The 16245-nt window shown below is 60.7% G+C and carries 12 protein-coding genes; 3 read left to right on the forward strand and 9 right to left on the reverse strand.

Annotated elements, in window-relative coordinates:
- Positions 1–136: 136 nt before the first annotated feature.
- The 4 genes from urtD to urtA all read right to left on the reverse strand — a co-directional run bounded on the left by urtD (position 137) and on the right by urtA (position 5284).
- Positions 137–883 carry an urea ABC transporter ATP-binding protein UrtD gene (gene urtD, locus CHH27_RS27135; protein ID WP_094074370.1) on the reverse strand — a complete coding sequence of 249 codons (747 nt, stop codon included), beginning with the start codon at positions 881–883 and terminating at the stop codon, positions 137–139.
- Between the two features lie 5 nt (positions 884–888).
- Positions 889–2136 (reverse strand): urea ABC transporter permease subunit UrtC, encoded by a 1248-nt coding sequence (gene urtC / locus CHH27_RS27140; RefSeq protein WP_094074371.1) that lies wholly within the window; start codon positions 2134–2136, stop codon positions 889–891.
- Entirely contained in the window at positions 2133–3755 is a 1623-nt protein-coding gene (gene urtB / locus CHH27_RS27145) for an urea ABC transporter permease subunit UrtB (protein ID WP_094075047.1), read from the reverse strand. The genes urtC and urtB overlap by 4 nt, the downstream gene beginning before the upstream one ends.
- 242 nt (positions 3756–3997) lie before the next feature.
- Complete coding sequence (gene urtA / locus CHH27_RS27150) at positions 3998–5284, reverse strand: urea ABC transporter substrate-binding protein (protein WP_094074372.1); 1287 nt, start codon at positions 5282–5284, stop codon at positions 3998–4000.
- 347 nt (positions 5285–5631) lie between these two features.
- Here urtA and CHH27_RS27155 point away from each other — a divergent pair, with 347 nt between their 5' ends.
- The 3 genes from CHH27_RS27155 (at position 5632) to CHH27_RS27165 (ending at position 10829) form a co-directional block, all read left to right on the forward strand.
- The gene (locus tag CHH27_RS27155) at positions 5632–9021 is read left to right on the forward strand and encodes an ATP-binding protein (RefSeq protein WP_094074373.1); all 3390 of its coding nucleotides are present in this window, start codon (positions 5632–5634) and stop codon (positions 9019–9021) included.
- Positions 9011–9925 carry a DNA-binding response regulator gene (locus CHH27_RS27160; protein ID WP_094074374.1) on the forward strand — a complete coding sequence of 305 codons (915 nt, stop codon included), beginning with the start codon at positions 9011–9013 and terminating at the stop codon, positions 9923–9925. The genes CHH27_RS27155 and CHH27_RS27160 overlap by 11 nt, the downstream gene beginning before the upstream one ends.
- A 181-nt stretch (positions 9926–10106) precedes the next feature.
- Positions 10107–10829, forward strand: coding sequence for a FadR/GntR family transcriptional regulator (locus CHH27_RS27165; RefSeq protein WP_094074375.1), 723 nt, complete (start codon positions 10107–10109; stop codon positions 10827–10829).
- A 259-nt stretch (positions 10830–11088) separates the two neighbouring features.
- Here CHH27_RS27165 and CHH27_RS27170 read toward each other — a convergent pair whose 3' ends face one another.
- From CHH27_RS27170 to CHH27_RS27190, 5 genes are all read right to left on the reverse strand, one after another.
- Positions 11089–11892: an ATP-binding cassette domain-containing protein gene (locus CHH27_RS27170; RefSeq protein ID WP_094074376.1), complete on the reverse strand. Its 804-nt coding sequence runs from the start codon at positions 11890–11892 to the stop codon at positions 11089–11091.
- The gene (locus CHH27_RS27175) at positions 11889–12767 is read right to left on the reverse strand and encodes an ABC transporter ATP-binding protein (RefSeq protein ID WP_094074377.1); all 879 of its coding nucleotides are present in this window, start codon (positions 12765–12767) and stop codon (positions 11889–11891) included. Before CHH27_RS27175 ends, CHH27_RS27170 begins: the two co-directional genes overlap by 4 nt.
- A complete protein-coding gene (locus CHH27_RS27180) occupies positions 12764–13615 on the reverse strand; it encodes an ABC transporter permease (RefSeq protein WP_094074378.1) in 852 nt (283 codons plus the stop codon). The genes CHH27_RS27175 and CHH27_RS27180 overlap by 4 nt, the downstream gene beginning before the upstream one ends.
- Positions 13608–14618, reverse strand: a complete 1011-nt coding sequence (locus CHH27_RS27185) for an ABC transporter permease (protein ID WP_094074379.1) — start codon at positions 14616–14618, stop codon at positions 13608–13610. Before CHH27_RS27185 ends, CHH27_RS27180 begins: the two co-directional genes overlap by 8 nt.
- Positions 14619–14702: 84 nt before the next feature.
- The gene (locus CHH27_RS27190; protein WP_094075048.1) at positions 14703–16229 is read right to left on the reverse strand and encodes an ABC transporter substrate-binding protein; all 1527 of its coding nucleotides are present in this window, start codon (positions 16227–16229) and stop codon (positions 14703–14705) included.
- Positions 16230–16245: the final 16 nt, after the last annotated feature.

The following is a 16245-nucleotide window of genomic DNA, read 5'->3' on the forward strand; positions in this document are numbered from 1 at the left end:
TGATTTGTCATCCCCGCGGAGGCGGGGATCCAGTAATCACGATCTTTGGCGGTTCTTGCTGAAACTGGGATTACTGGATCCCGGTCTTGGCTATCAGCCAAACCGGGATGACAACCGTCGGGATTAGGCATGGTCCTCACCGCCCCAGATAGACTTCAACAACGCGCTCGTCGGCCGAGACATGGTCGAGCGATCCCTCCGCCAGAACGGAGCCTTCGTGAAGAACCGTGACTTTCACACCCAGCGAGCGCACGAAGTCCATGTCGTGCTCGACCACGACCACGGAATGGTCCTTGGCAATGTCCTTGAGAAGATCTGCCGTTTCGGCGGTTTCCGCGTCGGTCATGCCGGCGGCAGGTTCATCGACCAGGAGGAGCTTGGGATCCTGGGCCAGCAACATGCCGATCTCCAGCCATTGTTTCTGGCCGTGGCTCAGGTTCGCCGCCAGATCGTACCGCTTGTCGCCCAGACGGATCAGTTCCAGCAGGCTGTCGATGCGTTTCTTTTCCGCCTGGGCAATGACGTGAAACAGCGTGGCGAACGGTCCGCGCGGTGCCTTCAGCGCCAGTTCCAGGTTGTCCCACACCGTGTGGCTTTCAAAGACCGTCGGTTTCTGGAATTTGCGCCCGATGCCAAGTTCGGCAATCGAGGCCTCGTCTTCGCCTGTCAGGTCGATGGTGCCGTTGAAAAAGACCTCGCCGCTGTCGGGCCGGGTCTTGCCCGTGATGACATCCATCATCGTGGTCTTGCCCGCCCCGTTGGGGCCGATGATGGCGCGCATTTCACCCGGATCGATTGTCAGCGACAATTCGTTCAGCGCCTTGAAGCCATCGAAGGAAACCGAAACGCCATCGAGGTAGAGAAGACTGGTGGAACGGGTCATTCTGTTTACTCCGCTGGCTGGGGTTCGGCCTGGCCCGGCGCCTGATGAGCCGGCTTGGCCGGGGGCACGTTAGCCGTCACGTTGGCTGGGGCGCTCGGCGATTGCGGCGGTCCGGGAGGCTCGTCGGAGCCGGCCTCAAAGGCCGCCGATACCTTGCGCTGGCGAAGCGCCGTCCATCCGGAACTGACCGTCCCGACAAGACCTTTCGGCAGGAACAGCGTAACCACCACGAACAGGCCACCCAGGGCGAACAGCCAGATGTCCGGCAGCGCCGCGGTGAACCACGTCTTGGCGAAGTTGACCAGAATGGCTCCAAGGACGGCGCCGACCAGCGTGCCGCGCCCGCCCACGGCAACCCAGATGACCACCTCGATGGAGTTGGCGGGGGCAAATTCGCCCGGATTGATGATGCCGACCTGGGGCACGTAAAGCGCTCCGGCGATACCAGCCATCATCGCCGACAAGGTCCAGACGAACAGCTTGTAGTGTTCCACGCGATAGCCGAAGAACCGTGTGCGGCTTTCCGCGTCACGGACCGCGACCAGGACCTTGCCCAGCTTGGAGCGCGTGATTGCGCGGCAGACAAGGAAACACAGGACCAGCGCCAGGCCTGAGGCTGCAAACAGGCCGGCGCGGGTCGTGTCGGCTTGAATGTCAAAGCCGAGAATGTCCTTGAAATCGGTCAGGCCGTTGTTGCCGCCAAACCCCATGTCATTGCGGAAGAAGGCGAGCAACAGCGCATAGGTCAGCGCCTGTGTGATGATCGACAGATAGACCCCCGTGACGCGCGAGCGGAAGGCGAACCAGCCGAAGACAAAGGCCAGCACGCCCGGCACCAGGACAACCATCAGGGCCGCAAACCAGAACATGTCGAAGCCGTACCAGTACCAGGGCAGGTCCTGCCAGTTCAGGAAGACCATGAAGTCGGGCAGGAGCGGATCGCCGTAGACCCCGCGCGTGCCGATCTGGCGCATGAGATACATGCCCATGGCATAGCCGCCGAGCGCAAAGAAGGCGGCGTGGCCGAGCGAGAGAATGCCGCAATAGCCCCAGACCAGGTCGACGGCGAGCGCCAGCAGCGCGTAGGTCAGGTATTTGCCCATCAGCGTGACGGCATAGGTCGGCACGTGGAAGGGCGAGGTTTCCGGGACGAGCAGGTTGCCTGCCGGTACCAGCACGATCACGGCGGCCATCAGGGCGAGGAAGATCCCGGCCCGGGCGTCCATGGCACGAAAGAGGAATGACGACATCATGCTTCGACTGCCCGGCCCTTGAGGGCAAACAGGCCCCTCGGACGCTTCTGGATAAAGAGAATGATAAAGACGAGCACGAAGATCTTGCCGAGCACGGCGCCGGCATAGGGCTCGAGGAACTTGTTGACGACACCGAGTGTCATGGCGCCGACCAGCGTGCCCCAGAGATTGCCGACACCGCCGAACACCACGACCATGAAGCTGTCGATGATGTAGCCCTGGCCGAGGTTGGGCGAGACGTTGTCGATCTGGCTGAGCGCCACACCGGCAATGCCGGCAATGCCCGACCCCAGACCGAAGGTCAGCGCGTCCACCCAGGGTGTGCGAATGCCCATGGAGGCGGCCATGCGGCGGTTCTGGGTGACAGCTCTTGTATAAAGGCCGAAGGGCGTCTTTTTCAGCACCAGGATCAATCCGGCGAAGACCAGCATCGCAAAGACGATGATCCACATGCGGTTATAGGTGATGGTCATCTGGCCGAGTTCGAATGCGCCTGACATCCAGTCCGGATTGCCAACCTCGCGGTTGGTCGGACCGAAGATCGAGCGCACCGCCTGCTGCAGAATGAGTGAAATGCCCCAGGTGGCCAGAAGAGTTTCAAGGGGGCGGCCATAGAGCCAGCGAATGACACCGCGCTCGATGGCGACACCGATCGAACCGGAGGCCAGAAAGGCGAGGGGCAGGGCGATGAACAGCGAATACTCGAACAGGCCCGGTGCGGAGGTTCTGATCAGCTCCTGGACCACAAAGGTCGTATAGGCCCCGATCATGACCATTTCGCCATGCGCCATGTTAATGACGCCCATGACCCCGAAGGTAATGGCAAGGCCAATCGCCGCCAGCAGCAGCACGGAACCAAGCGAGAGACCGTACCAGATGTTCTGCGCAGCATCCCAGGCGGCGATCGACTTCTCGATCTTCGCGACAGCCTGACCTGCAGCCGCCTGAACAGGCCCTGTAGATGTGGATTGCGCGGCGATCAGCAGGGAAAGCGCATCGCGGTTGCCCATGTCGGAGAGGGTCGCGACGGCGTTAAGCTTCTGGCTTTCCTCCAGATCCGAATTGAGAACGGCGGCGGCACGTGCCTGTTCCATGACCTGCCGCACGGCGCTGTTTTCTTCGGCGGCAAGGGCCGTGTCGAGCGCTTCGATGCTGTCCGGATCCTTGGCCTTGAAGATGGCTTCAGCGGCCGCCTTGCGAACATCTGGATCCGGCGCCATCAGGGTCAGGGACCCGAGCGCTGCGCGGATCACGCGGCGGAGCTTGTTGTTGACCTTGATCTTCTTGACCTCGCGCCGTCCGGCCTCACCGGCCGCTTCCATCGTCAGCGGATCGGTCAGCTTGAAGACCTTGCCCTGTTTCTCGGCAATGAAGACCTGGTCGTCGGACTTGCGGAAATAGAGATCCCCGCCACTCAGGGCTTCCAGAACGGGCGCAGCTGCCGGGTTTCCGGTCGCGGCGAGGGCGCCGATCTGCTGTTCGGTTTCGGCATATTTGCCCTTGGCAAGTTCATTGACCAGGGGGCGAAGGCTTTCCGGGTCGGACTGGGCCAGGACCGGCGCCGCGAAGGTGCTGGCGATCAGGCAGAAGAAAAGAAGAATTGGTCTCATCAAGGACATCATGTCCACCGCGTTAGGCGTATATTTCCATCGACGTCATCCTGAGGAGCCGCGATGCGGTGTCTCGAAGGATGGCTCACGTGTGTCGGAGGGTGCCGCTGATCCTTCGAGACAGACCTGCCGGTCTTCCTCGGGAGGACGCCACGAATGGCAGGACGGGACTCCAACAAACACCCCGGCACTGAGCCGGGAGAAAAGGGGACGGGCTCACCCAAGCCCGCCCCGTCTCCGTGTCTCCTCCCTTAAGACCCGGAGCCGCCGCACTTGCCAGTGGCGGTGTTGAAGTTGCCGCAGGAGAGTGGTGCCCGCCAATCGGAGATCAGGTCCTTGGAACCTTCCAGATAGTCGGACCAGGCATCACCAACGACGAGACCGGAGGTTTCCCAGACGGTTTCGAACTGGCCGTCTTCCTGGATCTCTCCGATCAGCACCGGCTTGGTGATGTGGTGGTTCGGCATCATGGCGGAATAACCACCGGTGAGGTTCGGTACGGACACGCCGACAATCGCGTCAATCACGGCATCCGGATCGGTGGTGCCGGCTTTCTCGACCGCTTCGACCCACATGTTGAAGCCGATGAAATGTGCTTCCATCGGGTCGTTGGTCACACGCTCGTCGTCACCGATAAAGGCTTGCCAGGTTTCAATGAACTCGGCATTGGCGTCGGTGTCGGCAGACTGGAAGTAGTTCCAGGCAGCAAGGTGGCCGACCAGCGGGGCCGTGTCGAGACCGGCAAGTTCCTCTTCACCCACGGAGAAGGCAACGACCGGGATATCTTCGGCCTTGATGCCGGCATTACCGAGTTCCTTGTAGAACGGCACGTTGGCGTCGCCGTTGATCGTGGAGACAACAGCGGTCTTCTTGCCGGCGGAGCCGAAGGCCTTGATGTCGGAGACGATCGTCTGCCAGTCGGAATGTCCGAACGGCGTGTAGTTGATCATGATGTCTTCTTCAGCGACACCCTTGGACTTCAGATAGGCTTCCAGGATCTTGTTGGTCGTGCGCGGATAGACATAGTCGGTTCCGGCGAGAACCCAGCGCTCGACACCCTCTTCATTCATCAGGTAGTCGACGGCCGGGATGGCCTGCTGATTCGGAGCCGCGCCGGTGTAGAAGACGTTGCGCTGGCTTTCTTCCCCTTCGTACTGGACCGGGTAGAACAGCAGTGAATTCAGTTCTTCAAAGACCGGCAGAACGGATTTGCGCGAGACGGACGTCCAGCAGCCGAAGACGGCATCGACGCCGTTGACTTCAATCAGCTCACGGGCCTTCTCGGCAAAGAGCGGCCAGTCGGATGCCGGGTCGACAACAACGGCTTCGAGCTTCTTGCCAAGCAGGCCGCCCTTCTTGTTCTGCTCTTCGATGAGCATCAGCATGGCGTCTTTCAAAGTGGTCTCGGAAATCGCCATCGTGCCGGAGAGCGAATGCAGGATACCGACCTTGATGGTGTCTTCGTCCGCAGTCGCGCCGCCGATCATGGTGCTGGCCATCAGGCCGGCAAGTGCAAGTTTCGTGAATGTCTTTTTCATGGATGTTCCCCTTCTGTGACGTCACCAGGTCCCACGCCGGTGATTGGCGGCTGGAAGGTTTGCCGCTGTCGGGGAGGATCGTGCGCTCGAACTATCGCACTGCAACATACGTCAATTGACGTAGGTGGGCTCCGGCCGCCCTTTGGCACAGTTTTCGGGCAGTCGGCACGAAATGTGCTCTGAAGAAGGATTGGCGCAAATAACGAGGCAAAAAACGGCGTGTTGGTGTGGGGCAATTGCCAAAATTACAGGCAACTGGTGAAATTTTGGGCTGATTGTGCAGGTGATGCCTCGGCTGATGCAGAACAGGTTTGTCTTCCAAACGCCGTTGACAGGGCGCTGGTGTCATGACCGCTCGCCAGCGCATCCTCCCGGTCCGGCGCCGGTATAACAAGTGGGTCAACAACCAGACACTTGAAGACTATGCCCTGCGCTTCACCGCCAAAAGCGCGCGCCGCTTTTCCTCGCGGGCGATTTCGCAAACGGCCATCGGAGCCATTTCCTTTCTGGCGCTGGAAGCCATTGGCGGGGCAATTACCTTGTCTCACGGAACGGCCAATGCGTTCCTGGCCATCCTGGTCGGCAGCCTGGTGCTGCTTGTCGTGGGATTGCCGATCAGCCGGTATGCCATGCGGTATGGCGTCGATATCGATCTGCTCACACGCGGGGCCGGGTTCGGTTACATCGGCTCGACGGTAACCTCGCTCATCTATGCGAGTTTCACCTTTATCCTTTTTGCGATCGAGGCCTCGATCATGTCGAGTGCCCTGGAATTCGCCTTCGGCGTTCCGCTCTGGCTTGGCTATATCATCAGCGCGGTAGCCGTCATTCCCCTGGTCACGCACGGCATCACCTGGATCAGCCGGTTCCAGCTCGCCACCCAGCCGTTCTGGATCATTCTCAATATCCTGCCCTTCATCTTCATCATCTTCACCGACTGGCAGGCGGTCGGCACATGGCTGAATTTCTCCGGCATCGATCCTGCGACCGGGATGGAAAGGACATCGGGCGGAGGCTGGGACAGCATCAGTCTGATCAGCTTTGGTACCGCCTCGGCGGTGATCCTGGCGCTGATGGCGCAGATCGGCGAGCAGGTCGATTTCCTGCGGTTTCTGCCGGCCCAGGACTTTGCCCGGCGCCGCCATCGGCTGGCCCTGTTCCTGGCGGGGCCCGGCTGGGTTGTGCTTGGGGCGCCGAAGATGATTGCCGGCTCGTTTCTGGCCGTTCTGGTCCTGTCTCACGGCGTGCCTGTCGAACATGCGGACGAGCCGTCGCGCATGTACACCGTTGCCTTCGGCTACATGATCCCGAACGAGACCGTTGTGCTTCTGCTGATGGCTGCCTTTGTCGTGGTTGCCCAGCTCAAGATCAATGTCATGAACGCCTATGCGGGGTCGCTTGCCTGGTCGAACTTCTTTTCCCGCCTGACCCATTCGCATCCGGGACGGGTTGTCTGGCTGGTCTTTAATGTCGGCATCGCGCTGCTATTGATGGAACTCGGCATCTACCGGCTTCTGGAGGAAACCCTCGGGGTTTTCTCGATTATTGCCATGGCCTGGCTGTCCGCCATTTCCGCCGATCTTTTCATCAACAAGCCGCTAGGCCTGTCGCCGCCGGGGATCGAGTTCAAGCGGGCGCATCTTTATGACATCAACCCTGTGGGTACTGGCGCCATGCTGCTGGCGACCGGGGTCGCCCTTGCGGCCCATTTCGGCTTGTTCGGCGAAACTGCAGCCGCCCTGGCAACGTTTCTGGCGATGGCCCTTGCCTTTGTGGCCGCGCCTTTGATTGCCTGGGCAACAAATGGCCGGTTCTATCTCGCCCGCAAGCCGCGCCAGAGCTGGCTGAAAAGGGATCAGATCGCCTGTTCCATATGCGAGAACCCATTCGAGCCCGAGGACATGGCCTATTGCCCGGCCTACCAGGCGCCGATCTGTTCCTTGTGCTGTTCCCTTGACGCGCGTTGCCATGACAGTTGCAAGCCAAAGGCAAGAGCCGCGCACCAGGTCGGAACGGTCGCGGCCCTGTTCCTGCCTGAAGGCGTGCTTGCCTTTCTGCGCACGCGGCTTGGCAGATATGCCCTGGCGTCCGCGGTCTCCATTGCCGCGATCGGAAGCGTGGTCTGGGTCATCTATGCAGAGGCGGCGAGCCGCTTTGGCGATCCGACTGGAATCATTGCCCAGACGGTTGCCTTGATCTTCTTCGTCTTTGCCATTGTGGCAGGCATTGCGTGCTGGTTCCTCGTTCTGGCGCATGACACACGCCGGGTCGCAGAAGAGGAATCCGCGCGCCAAAACGCACTGTTGCAGAAGGAAATCGATGCCCACAGCGTCACCGACGCAGCGCTGCAGAAGGCCAAGGAGGATGCCGAAGCCGCGAACCTTGCCAAGAGCCGCTACGTGGTCGGGCTCAGTCATGAGCTCAGAACGCCGCTCAATGCCGTCATGGGCTATGCTCAGGTGCTGGAGCAGGACGAGACCTTGCCGGCCGCCCGCAAGCCGGCCGTCAGCACCATCCGCCGCAGCGCGGAGCATCTTTCCGGCCTGATTGACGGTCTTCTGGACATCTCCCGCATCGAGGCGGGGCGCCTGCAGGTCTATTCCAACGAGATCAACATTCACGAGTTCCTCGACCAGATCGTGGACATGTTCCGTATGCAGGCAACGGCCAAGGGGCTCGGATTTCTATATGAGCGCGCGCCAAATCTGCCGGTCTTTGTGCGCACCGATGAAAAACGCTTGCGCCAGATCCTGGTCAACCTGTTGTCCAACGCCATCAAGTTCACCGAAGAAGGCGATGTCTCCCTGAAGGTGAACTATCGCTCCCAGGTGGCCAGCTTTATCGTGACCGACAGCGGGCCGGGCGTTGATCTGCAAGACCAGGCCAAGATCTTCGAACCGTTCGGCCGCAGCCGGGCTGCCAACAGCAGGCGGGTGCCAGGTCTCGGGCTCGGTCTCACCATCACCAAGCTTCTGACCGAAACCATGGGTGGCGCGATTGCGCTTGCAAGCGAGCCGGGAGAGGGGGCGTCCTTCGAGGTGCGGCTGATGCTGGCCGGTGTCGATCGGCCTGTGGACACCGCCCGGCTGGAACGGCAGGTCAGGGGGTACGAAGGGGCGCGGCGGACCGTTGCCGTGATCGATGACAACCCCGATCACCGGGCGCTTGTCAGCGACATTCTGAAACCCATTGGCTTCGTGGTCGTGGAAGCGGACAGCGGCAGGGCTTGCCTTGAAACGGTTGCTCCTCTGTCACCCGATCTTTATCTGATCGACATCCTGATGCCGGGCATGAACGGATGGAAGTTGGCAGAGGCGCTCCGCAGCCACGGGGGCAAGGCGCCGATCGTCATGCTGTCGGCCAATATCGGCGATCAGAGCCTACGCCCCGAAGGACCGGTCCACCACTCGGCAACCCTGGCCAAACCTTTTGCGATCGGACAGCTCTACGATCTCCTCCAGAAACATCTGGGCATCACCTGGACAGAGCAGCCGAAGGACCGTGATACAAGGCCTGTCAAACCCGATGCATTGCGGTCGCCCGGCGCGGAGCATATCGCCGACCTGATGTCGCTCGCAGATATTGGTTATGTGGAGGGCATCGAGGCCAAACTGACCGAGTTGGCAGAAACGCCGGAGAACAAGGCGCTCATTCGGGAATTGCAGGAACATCTCACCCGTTTCGACTTCGAGGCGTATCGCAACGTATTGAACGGACTGGAAACCCATGACGGATGAGCGCCGCGAAACGGTTCTGGTGGTGGACGACAGCCCGGAAACCCTGGGCTTTGTCACCGAAGCGCTCAAGAAAACGGGTGTCGCCGTACTGGTTGCGACCAGCGGAGAGGCGGCATTGAAAGTCTGTGAGAAGGTTACTCCAGACACGATCCTGATGGATGCCGTCATGCCGGGTCTTGACGGTTTTGACACCTGCCGCAAGATCAAGGACAGCCAGGCCCTGCAGCACGTGCCCGTGATTTTCATGACCGGGTTGTCCGAGACCGAGCATATCGTCCGGGCGCTTGAGTCTGGCGGTGTCGACTTTCTCACCAAGCCGATCGACGTTGATGAGTTGAAGGCGCGCATCAAGGTGCATCTGAAAAACGCTCGTTCGGTGCAAAGCGCCCATGTGGCGCTCGACGCAGCCGGCCGGCATCTGGTGGCTGTTTCCCGAGAGGGAACCGTGCTTTGGTCAACCCCGCAGATCCATAACCTCTTGGCGCGCACAGGGGCTGCCGAGACCAGTCTTTTCCAACTTGGTCAGGCGCTGGGGGACTGGTTGGACGTTTCTCAGGAAAAGGGAGACCGGCGCAGGAGCTTCATGCTCGGTCTGTCGGAAGAGCTGGCCGTCCAGCTGCATCCGCTGGGACGGGTCGGGCCGGACGAGAACCTGTTCCGTGTGACGGCGGAAGACGAGGCCGGCCAGGTGCAGGCGCTTCAGGACCGATTCGAACTGACACAACGCGAGGCGGAGGTGCTGATCTGGATTTCCAAGGGCAAGTCCAACAAGGATATCGGAGAGATCCTGGGCCTGTCGCCGCGCACCGTGAACAAGCACCTGGAACAGATTTTCGTCAAACTCGGCGTCGAAAACAGGGCTTCCGCCGCTGTCCGCGCCGCCGAGGTGATCTTCGCACTGTGACATTTTTGTAATGGCTTGGAACGATGACCTTCCCTTTGGGAAGGATGTCTCGACAAGATCAATGCCTTGGCCTATGCATGCATTGGTGCGTGGTATTAGCCAAAAGGATAAGATGGGCAACGCCGCGCACAAGCCGCAACAATAAATAAATGCCAGCGGGTTGGCGAAGAGGAGCGTGGCTATGACGAATTACAGGGAGGTGCAGCGGTCGACGCTGCTGCCTGACCAGATCGCCGCTGACATCATGGCGAAAATCACAGAAGGCACATTGCAGCCGGGCGACACCCTGCCGACGGAGCATGCGCTTGCAGGCACGTTCGGGGTCAGCCGCAACGTGGTGCGAGAAGCCATTGCCAGACTGAGGTCAGACGGTGTGGTCGAGTCGCGTCAGGGCCGTGGGGCGGTCGTGAAACCGATCACGGAACGGGAAACCTTTCGCGTCGATATCCAGGCCCTTGGCAAGTCCGGCAATCTGGCAGACCTGTTCGAGTTGCGCGGCCTTCTGGAAATCGAAGCAGCCGGGCTTGCCGCGGTTCGCAGAACGTCGGTCGACCTTGAGGAGATGTGCAAGGCAATTGCGGAACTCGACGGCGGAAGCCGGTTCGATGACCAGCGCCTGGAAGCGGATGCTGCGTTCCACAGGGCGATCGGCAAGGCAACAGCCAATGCCTATCTTTATGGAATTATCTGTTACATTTCCTCGCGTCTCAAGGACACCGCACGCATCACGTCAAACATCTATGAAAAGGATGACCTGGTTCAGGTGACACGTGCGGAGCACCTGAAGATCCTCAAGGCGATCGAAGTTGGCGACCGTTTGGAAGCGCGCCGGGCGATGTCGGCCCATATCAATGCGGCCTCCAAGCGTCTCAATGTACCGGTCAAGCCGACCGGGCACCTTTAGGGCCAGGCGTTATTCATCTGATCGAAATGGCGCAACAGTCGGCAACGGTTGCGGGGAAAAGCCCGAAAAGCGGGCTTCTTGCCCGTTTGAGCTGTTTGACGCAGCAGATCTAAGCCGTCTTGCGTCCCTCCGGGAAAGGGTGAATTTGACCGGAAACGTCGCAGCAAATCTCTGGAAACCGGAGGGTTTCTGTGGCTTTACGCCTCGTAACCGAGCAAATTCATCGCGGCGATTTCACTCAAAGGAATGCGGCCTGACCCTAGAACCAGACTTGTGCGGGATCGGGCAGTGGGATCGCATCCAGCAACATGCGTGTATAGTCCGCCTTGGGATTGTCGAAGAGCTCCGGCGTTGCCGCATGTTCGACGATCTCGCCCTGGTAAAGCACCAGGATCCGGGTGCACAGGCGGCGGATCACCGAGAGGTCGTGGCTGATGAAAGCGAGCGTCAGGCCGAGCTCTTTGACCAGGCCCTCCAGCAGGTTGAGGACCTGCGCCTGGGACGAGACGTCGAGACCGGAGACGATTTCGTCGGCGAGAATGAAATCGGGTCTGAGGGCGATGGCGCGCGCAATGCCAACCCGCTGCCTCTGACCGCCGGAGAGTTCATGCGGATAACGCGTGGCGAAGGAGCGTGGCAGGCCGACCATGTCGAGGGCCTCGTCGACCCGGTTCCGGACACTGTCCATGCCCTGAAGCCTCAGCGGACCGGCGATGATGCCGCCGACCCTGCGACGCGGGTTAAGCGAGGACATCGGGTCCTGGAAGATCATCTGGAAACGGCGCCGCAGCGGACGGAGCCTGTCTTCGCCCAGGTGGGAAATGTCGGTACCCTCAAACTGAATGCTGCCGCCATCCGGTTCGATCAGCCGGATCAGGGCCCGCCCGAGCGTTGATTTTCCGGACCCGGAGCCGCCGACAATGCCAAGCACTTCGCCTTTCGGAATGTCGAAGGTCAGGCCTTTCAGCACGTCCACGCGCGGTGCCGGGCCCAGCAGCGGTTTCCGGGACAGGTCCGGAAAGGACACCTTCAGGTCCCTGAGTTGATAGATCGTGTCGTTCATCGCTGCCCCGCCTCCAGTCGCTTTGCATCAAAGGCGGCTATTTCCGCATCGACGGCGCTGACCACGCTGTCGGGAACCGGGGTGAGTGAGCCGTCCGGGTCGGTGTATTTGGGCGTTGCCGCCAGCAGCGCACGCGAATAGGGGTGGGAGGGGCCAGCAAAGAAGTGTTCGACACCGGTCTCCTCCACCACCTTGCCGGCATAAAGCACGCTCAGTGTCTGCGCGATCTTTGAAACGACGCCGAGATCATGCGTGACAAACAGAAGCGCGGTGCCATGCCGTTGTTGCATGTCCCGGATCAGTTTCAGGATCTGCTTCTGGACCGTGACATCCAGCGCGGTGGTCGGCTCGTCGGCTATGATCAGTTTCGGCTCGGCGGCAAAAGCGGAGGCAATCAACACACGCTGCCGCATGCCGCCGGAAAGCTCGTGCGGGTAGGCCTTCATCACCCTTTCGGGTGCCTCGATGTGAACTTCCTCCAGAAGCTCCAGCGCACGGGCTTCGGCCGCCGGGCGTTTCCATCCCAGAATGTCGACCAACCGGTCGGTGACTTGAGGGCCCACTCTTCGCGACGGATTGAGCGCGGTGAGCGGGTCCTGCGGGATCAGCGCCACACGCGCGCCGATGCGTTGCCGGCGGGTCTTGGGCGAGAGACTTTCCAGATCCTCGCCATCGAGAACGATGCGACCGTCCGTTAGGTGCGCGGCCCTTGGAAGGATCCCAAGCACGGCCTTGCCGATCATGCTCTTGCCGGCGCCGCTCTCGCCGACCAGCGCGCGAACCTCGCCCGCAGAAACATCGAGTGAAACACTGCGAAGCAGCGGAATGCCGTTGGAAAGCCGGACGCTCAGGTCTTGAATGGACAGGAAACTCATCGCAGCACCGGGTCAAAATGTTCCTTCAAGCCCTCGCCGAACTGGGAGAAGCTGAGCACCGTCAGGAACAGGGTGAAGAGCGGAAACACCAGCACCCACCAGGCCTGGTAGATCGAGGCACGCCCCTCGGCGATCATGCCGCCCCAGGTCGGTTGATCGGTGGAAATGGAGAGGTTCACGAAGGAGAGGATCGCCTCGACGATAACGGCGATGCCCATTTCAAGGGTCAGAAGGGCGACGATCGTCGGCAGCACGTTGGGCAGGATCTCCGCAAGCGCGGTTCCGATGCGGGTTCTGCCCGCGACCTGGGCCGACGCCACATAATCCATGGCGCCCTGGCTCATGGCTTCTGCCCGCACGACGCGCGCAAACCGCGTCCAGTCGATCACCACGATTGCGACGATCACGGAGGTCAGGCCGGTGCCGATGACGGCTATGAGGAGGATGGCAAAGAGCACAGGCGGGAAGGCCATCCAGATGTCGATCAGGCGCGAGATCACCAGATCGGCCCAGCCCCGGAAATAGCCGGCAATCAGTCCAAGTGCCGATCCGATCAGGCAGGTCAGCGTGCCGGCCACCAGCGCCACGATCAGGGCCACGCGGGCACCATACAGCATGCGGCTCAGGAGATCGCGGCCCAGGCTGTCCGTGCCCAGCAGATAGGCCGGGTCGGCGCCCTGTTCCCAGACCGGCGGCAGTCGCCCGGCAAAGAGATCCTGGGCCAGCGGGTCATGGGGACTGATCAGGGGGGCGAAGATGGCGGCCAGGACAAGGAGGGTCAGCCAGCCTCCGCTCAGCCAAAGGCGCAGACCGGGCAAACGGCGGACATGTGCTCTGGCGTCAAGCATGGCGCAGCCTCGGATTAAGAGCGGCATAGGTCATGTCGACGACCAGATTGACGAGTGTAAACAGCAGCGCGAACACCAGAACGATGCCCTGGATCAGAGGCAGATCACGATTGATCACCGCATCGATAGCCATGTTGCCGAGCCCTTCATAGGAAAACAGCCGCTCGATGATCACCGTGCCGCCGATCAGGAAGGTGAACTGGACACCGATCAGCGTCAGGGTCGGCAGGATGGCATTTGGCAGCGCGTCCTTCAGGATAATCGAGGTCTCCGAATAGCCCTTGGTGCGCGCCAGGGTGATGTAGTCGTCGTGCATGCATTCTTTCAGGGATTGCTTGAGCAGCTGCAGGATGATGGCGGCAAGCGGGATGGCAAGCGCCAGCGCCGGCATCAGCATGTGACCGATCAGGTCGCCAACCACATCGAAGCGCAGACGCAGGAGGGCCTCGAAGAGGTAGAAGTTTGAGGTGAACTCAAAACCGAGGGAAGGGGAGACCCGCCCGGAAATGTGAAACAGCGGCCAGAGCACGCCGAAGAGCAGGATCAGCGCCAGGCCCCAGAGAAAGTCCGGCAATGACAGAGCGATGCCGCCGGTGACATCAATGCCGCCTTCGATCTTCGTGCCCCGATAAAGCGTTGCCGTCAGTGCGGCGGCGCCGCCCATCAGAACTGCGATCAACAGGGCGAGGATCGACAGCTCCAGCGTGGCCGGCAGGCGTCCGATCACAAGGTCATAAACCGGCTGACGCAGTGTGATCGAGGTGCCGAAGTCCCCCTGAACGACATTGCCGATCCAGATCACAAATTGCTCCAGGATGCTCTTGTCGAGGCCATAGAGGGCTTTCAGACGGTCAATGTCGGCATCGCTTGCGCCAGGCGGCAGCATCATGGCAATCGGGTTGCCGGGAACGACACGAATGACGACAAAGACGATGATGGCGGCCCCCAGAAGGGTGACCAGCGTGGTGGCGAAACGCGTCAGCAACGCGCGCACGATCTGCATGGTGATGTGGCCCGATATCGGATCAAAAAGCCGCCGCAGCGCCCCGGGAAGCTGGAACAGCTGGGCGCTGCGGCGCAGGCGAAGTTAAGAACGCGTCATCAGGTGGGGCAACAGGGCACCAGAGGCATGAGGCGTGACCTTGACCTGATCCGAATGCAGGATCGGCTGCACATACTGGATCAGCGGAATGACCAGCGCGTTGTCCGCGATGAACCGGTCGACCTCCTTCCAGCCGGCAATGCGCTTGTCCTCGTCGGCCTCACCCCAGAGCGGCAGGATCTTCTGCATCAGATCTTCTCCGTCCCAGACCGAATGCGGTGAGGGGCCAAACATGGCAAAACCGGTCGAGGTTGTCGGGTCGCCAATGGCATTGCCCCAATTGTAGAAGGCGGCAGGGGCCAGTGTATCGGCCGCGCGCAGTTCATAGTGCTTGGCGATTTCGTAAACCTCGATCTCGGCCTCGATGCCGACCTTGCGCCAGAGCCCGACGATTGCCTGGATGATTTCATAATCCTTGGGCTTGAAGCCGCGCGTTGTCTGGATCCGGAAGGTGACCGGATTGTCCGGACCGTAGCCGGAGGCCGCCAGCAGCTCCTTGGCCTTGTCCGGGTCATAGGGCACCGTGATCGAGGAATCGAAAGCGGTGTAATCAGGGGTCTGCAGGGTGTCGATGGCGACGCCGTAATTCGACAGGAGCCGTTCGATGATGGTCTTCTTGTCAATGGCATGCGCCATGGCCTTGCGCACATTCGGGTCGTTCATCGGTTCGACATCGTTGATGAAGATCATTCCGATATCCGAGATCGGGGCGGCGGTTCCGACAAGGCCGTCCTGTTCCTTCAGCCGGTCGAATTCCTCATAAGGCATTTCCAGCGTCACATGCGCATTGCCGGACATGACCTCGAAGGTGCGGCTGGAGGCATCTGTGACAAACTTGATGGTCACCGTCTTGAACTCCGGAGCCCCGCCCCAGTACTTCTCATTGGCCTTCAGGCGCACGAAGGCGTTGCGCTCGAACTTGTCCACCATATAGGGACCGGTTCCGACGGGCGCGGCCTCAAAGCCATCCGCACCGACTTCCTCGTAGTACTTCTTCGGCAGCACGTAGCCCGTCAGGAAGCTCATCCACTTGAAGATGGTCGGCTCGTATTCCTTGACGTCGGCGGTGATCCGGTTTCCCTCGACACTGAAATTGCCGATCTTGCCCCAGATGAACTGGATCGGATTGCCGGTGTCTGCATTGCCCGCCCGCTCCAGCGACCAGACGATGTCTTCCGGCGTCAAAGGGTCGCCATTGTGCCAGGTGACACCTTCGCGCACATCCATCCAGATCCTGGATTTGTCCTCGTTCCAGCCCCACTCGGTCAGAATGCCGGAGCCGAAGCTCAGATCCGGGTTCTGATGAATGAACATGTCGAAGACGGACTGGTAGATTCCCTGGATCGTCGGATTGACGGCCGACGGACCGACCGTCGGATCCCAGCTCGGCAGATTGACATTGTAGGCAATCACCAGTTCTTCGATGCCCTGGGCCAGGGCCGGTGTGCCAACAGCGGTCAGGACGCCTGTTGCCGCTGCAGTTTGTAAAAGCGTTCGTCTTGTAAGCTTCATGATGTTGTTCCCCATC

Origin of the sequence: Labrenzia sp. VG12 (genome assembly GCF_002237595.1) — a bacterium.
In the GTDB taxonomy this organism is placed as follows: domain Bacteria; phylum Pseudomonadota; class Alphaproteobacteria; order Rhizobiales; family Stappiaceae; genus Roseibium.

Coding starts and splice junctions, on each gene's coding strand:
- urtD (WP_094074370.1), bottom strand. CDS start 883: ATGACCCGTTCCACCAGTCTTCTCTACCTCGATGGCGTTTCGGTTTCC.
- urtC (WP_094074371.1), bottom strand. CDS start 2,136: ATGATGTCGTCATTCCTCTTTCGTGCCATGGACGCCCGGGCCGGGATC.
- urtB (WP_094075047.1), bottom strand. CDS start 3,755: ATGTCCTTGATGAGACCAATTCTTCTTTTCTTCTGCCTGATCGCCAGC.
- urtA (WP_094074372.1), bottom strand. CDS start 5,284: ATGAAAAAGACATTCACGAAACTTGCACTTGCCGGCCTGATGGCCAGC.
- CHH27_RS27155 (WP_094074373.1), top strand. CDS start 5,632: ATGACCGCTCGCCAGCGCATCCTCCCGGTCCGGCGCCGGTATAACAAG.
- CHH27_RS27160 (WP_094074374.1), top strand. CDS start 9,011: ATGACGGATGAGCGCCGCGAAACGGTTCTGGTGGTGGACGACAGCCCG.
- CHH27_RS27165 (WP_094074375.1), top strand. CDS start 10,107: ATGACGAATTACAGGGAGGTGCAGCGGTCGACGCTGCTGCCTGACCAG.
- CHH27_RS27170 (WP_094074376.1), bottom strand. CDS start 11,892: ATGAACGACACGATCTATCAACTCAGGGACCTGAAGGTGTCCTTTCCG.
- CHH27_RS27175 (WP_094074377.1), bottom strand. CDS start 12,767: ATGAGTTTCCTGTCCATTCAAGACCTGAGCGTCCGGCTTTCCAACGGC.
- CHH27_RS27180 (WP_094074378.1), bottom strand. CDS start 13,615: ATGCTTGACGCCAGAGCACATGTCCGCCGTTTGCCCGGTCTGCGCCTT.
- CHH27_RS27185 (WP_094074379.1), bottom strand. CDS start 14,618: ATGCAGATCGTGCGCGCGTTGCTGACGCGTTTCGCCACCACGCTGGTC.
- CHH27_RS27190 (WP_094075048.1), bottom strand. CDS start 16,229: ATGAAGCTTACAAGACGAACGCTTTTACAAACTGCAGCGGCAACAGGC.